The organism is Streptococcus sp. Marseille-P7376 (assembly GCF_902460385.1).
Classification (GTDB): domain Bacteria; phylum Bacillota; class Bacilli; order Lactobacillales; family Streptococcaceae; genus Streptococcus; species Streptococcus sinensis.
Genome location: NZ_CABPTS010000042.1, coordinates 1 through 3175, shown reverse-complemented (window position 1 = coordinate 3175; position 3175 = coordinate 1). Strand labels below are relative to the sequence as shown.

Below are 3175 nucleotides of genomic sequence, written 5' to 3'. Positions count from 1 at the left end.
ACAGATTTTCGATCAACGTAAGATTGATGTGGAACCTGTCTTTGGGCAGATAAAGGCTTATTTGGGTTACAAGAGATGTAACCTAAGAGGCAAGCGTCAGGTGAAAATTGACATGGGTTTAGTGCTCATGGCCAATAATCTCCTTAAATACAATAAGAGAACGGTTCAAATTTAAAAAGCTAGAGTTCCATAATTGGGAATCTCTAGCTTTTTTGTGACTGAGAACTATTTTGTCTCAGACTCTTTTCGTTTTTAATTACGAATATATAAGTAGAAGCCTATCAACCATGCCAAGAATAGAAAGTTGAAAGGAAGTGATTCGGCATAGATGAAAAGATTTGGAACATTCTTATCTAAATAATTGACAAAGCAAACCTCGAATGTTACAATAACATTACAAAAGGATTTCAAATTATTACAAGGAGAACAAAGATGAAAACAAGGACTTATAGAAAATTAATGACTGTTGCGGTTCTGGCTTCCAGTTTGCTTTTAGGAGCATGTGGTAAGAAAGAAGAAAGCACTATAAGTACTAGCTCTAGCAAGACCGTTCAGGCCTCTTCTAGCTCGAAAACTGCATCATCTAGCAAGATCAGCAGTGCCCCTAAGATTAGCAGTAGCGCTTCCTCAGCAGTAGCAGTTGGCCAGTCTGGCCAAGCTGAAATCCCTGCGAGTCAGGAACAGCCAGCTGTCGAGGTAAGTCAGCCCCAACAAGTCCAGTCTCAGCAGGCTTCAGGCCGACAAAGCATTCAGCCTCAACAGACTCAGCCAGTCCAAGCACCAGAAAGTAACCGCCAACTTCAGAATAAACAGGCAGAAAGTAACGCTCGTTACAAGGGAGTTCTGACCATGGTAGATGGAGATTTCTCAGCAGCAGCTGGTACTTGGAAAGATGCCAACGGAAACACGGTGACCGTTTCAGGCAACGGCCAGTTTACAGTCCAGTCTGCTGATGGAAAGACTGGTAATTACTCCATTGCGTCCTACTCTTATACTCTGGATGACGGAAAATACAATGCTCAGTTAAGTGGACAAGGAAATGCCAATCTGCAGATTACAACAGGAGCAGATGGATCAGTAACAAGCGTTGTGGTATCTCAGCACTAAATATAATGAAAAGGAAGTCCAAATGGCTTCCTTTTGTTTTTATTTTTGAATTTGCAAGAGTTCTTCAATTTCAGCTAGACTTTCAGCCTGAGAAATAGCGCCTCGGAGCTTAGCTGCTCCAGATGTACCACGAAGGTAGTGTGGCGCTAGACCACGAAATTCTCGGACAGCGATGCGCTCTCCTTTAAGGTCAATCAAACGTTTGAGATGCTCGTAGGCAATCGTCATCTTGTCCTCAAAGGTCAAGTCGGGTAATACTTCGCCTGTTTCAAAGTAGTGGTTGATTTGGCTAAAGAGGTAGGGATTTCCCATAGCTGCTCGGCCTACCATGACAGCGTCTGCTCCGACTTCCTCGATACGCTGCTTGGCGTCTTGCACACTGCGGATATCACCGTTGGCGATGAAAGGAATCTTGGTCAAGGCATGAGCTACGTTGTGCAAGGTCTCAAGGTCGGCATGACCGGTATACATCTGTTCACGCGTACGGCCGTGCATAGCCAAGGCTGAAACGCCAGCCGCTTCGGCGGCTAGAGCATTTTCTACAGCCAGAGAATTGTCAGACCAACCAGTCCGCATCTTGACTGTCAGGGGAATATCCAATACTGACTGGACCTTGTTAATGATTTTATAGATTTTTTCAGGATCCTTGAGCCACATAGCACCAGCTTCGTTTTTAACGATTTTATTGACCGGGCAGCCCATGTTGATATCAACGATATCTGTCTTGGTGTTTTCCTGAATAAATTCTGCGGCGCGGGCTAGACTGTCTTCGTCACTGCCGAAAAGCTGGATAGAAACTGGATTTTCACCCTCATCAATGTGAAGCATATGGAGGGTTTTCTCGTTGTTATACTGGATGCCCTTGTCAGAGACCATTTCCATAACGACGAGACCTGCTCCCAGCTCTTTTGCAATGGTTCGGAAAGCAGAGTTGGTTACACCAGCCATGGGCGCCAGAACTGTACGATTGGGAATTTCAACATTTCCAATCATAAAAGGGGTATTAAGATTTGTCACGAATCAGTTCCTCCAGGTCATTTTGGTCAAAGTGATAGGCTGTCTGGCAGAATTGGCAGATGATTTCAGCCCCTTGGTCTTGGTCACGCATCTCTTCTAAGTCTGTCTTTGGAAGGCTGGCCAAAGCATTCATGAAGCGCTCTTTACTGCAATCACACTGGAAGCGAATTTCCTCTTCAGACAGGCGTTTGTAAGGCTCATCTCCATAGATGGCAGCCAGTAGAGCTTCGATATGGTCATCGGATTCTAACAGCTTCGATATGGCAGGCATGTCTTGAATCCGCTTCTCGAAGCGGGCGATATCATCTTCCTTAGCACCAGGCAGAGCTTGCACCAAGAAACCGCCAGCAACCTTGACTTTATCGTTCTCATCCAAGAGCACATTGAGGCCAACGGCAGAAGGAGTTTGCTGGCTTTCAGTCAGATAGAAGGCTAGGTCTTCGCCGATTTCACTAGAGATGAGTGGCGTCATAGAATTATAGGGATTGCCAGTGCCGTAGTCCGTGATAACCAAAAATTGACCAGAGCCGACAAAAGGGCCAACCAGAACTTCGCCAGTGGCTGTCTTTTTAATATCCACACCGGGATTTTGCACATAGCCCTTGACATTGCCCTCGGTATCTGCCACAGTGATGATTGCACCTAGCGAGCTGGTCCCAAGGACCTTGACGGTAATCTTGGTCTGGCCTTTTTCATTTGCAGCTAAAATTTGACTGGCAATTAGTGTGCGGCCAAGTGCAACGGTAGAGCTTGCTTGAGTTTGATGTTTTTCTTGAGCGGTCCGAACCGTCTCTGTGCTATCCAGCACATAAGCTCGGAAAGAACCATTTTCTGAGATAGTTTTGATAATTTTGTCCATACCTTTTATTTTAACACAAAATAGAAAAACAAGCGCGCGTCTGTGCTTGTTTTTGTTTTAGATTTTGTAGCGTTACAATAGATGTGAGACCTGAGTACCAAAAAAGAAGAAACCTTGATAGGATTAGTTCTGACACAACCATCAAAAAAAGGAGTCTTCTCATGAATAGTATACCACAAAACATCCGCTACC

At 44.9% G+C, this 3175-nt stretch carries 4 protein-coding genes; 2 read left to right on the top strand and 2 right to left on the bottom strand.

What is annotated here, in order from left to right; translation table 11 throughout:
• Both FZ952_RS11400 and FZ952_RS11395 read left to right on the top strand, forming a co-directional pair.
• A partial coding sequence (locus FZ952_RS11400; RefSeq protein ID WP_148880494.1) for a transposase occupies positions 1–175 on the top strand: 175 nt, incomplete at its 5' end.
• A 257-nt stretch (positions 176–432) separates the two neighbouring features.
• Positions 433–1107: a DUF6287 domain-containing protein gene (locus tag FZ952_RS11395; protein WP_062201312.1), complete on the top strand. Its 675-nt coding sequence runs from the start codon at positions 433–435 to the stop codon at positions 1105–1107.
• 39 nt (positions 1108–1146) lie between these two features.
• On the opposite strand, the gene dusB is transcribed toward FZ952_RS11395, so the two are convergent.
• Together dusB and hslO are read right to left on the bottom strand one after the other, a co-directional pair.
• On the bottom strand, positions 1147–2124 hold the full coding sequence (gene dusB, locus FZ952_RS11390; RefSeq protein WP_148881741.1) for a tRNA dihydrouridine synthase DusB: 978 nt from the start codon (positions 2122–2124) through the stop codon (positions 1147–1149).
• The gene (gene hslO, locus FZ952_RS11385; RefSeq protein WP_148881740.1) at positions 2111–2983 is read right to left on the bottom strand and encodes an Hsp33 family molecular chaperone HslO; all 873 of its coding nucleotides are present in this window, start codon (positions 2981–2983) and stop codon (positions 2111–2113) included. Before hslO ends, dusB begins: the two co-directional genes overlap by 14 nt.
• Between the last annotated feature and the right edge of the window lie 192 nt (positions 2984–3175).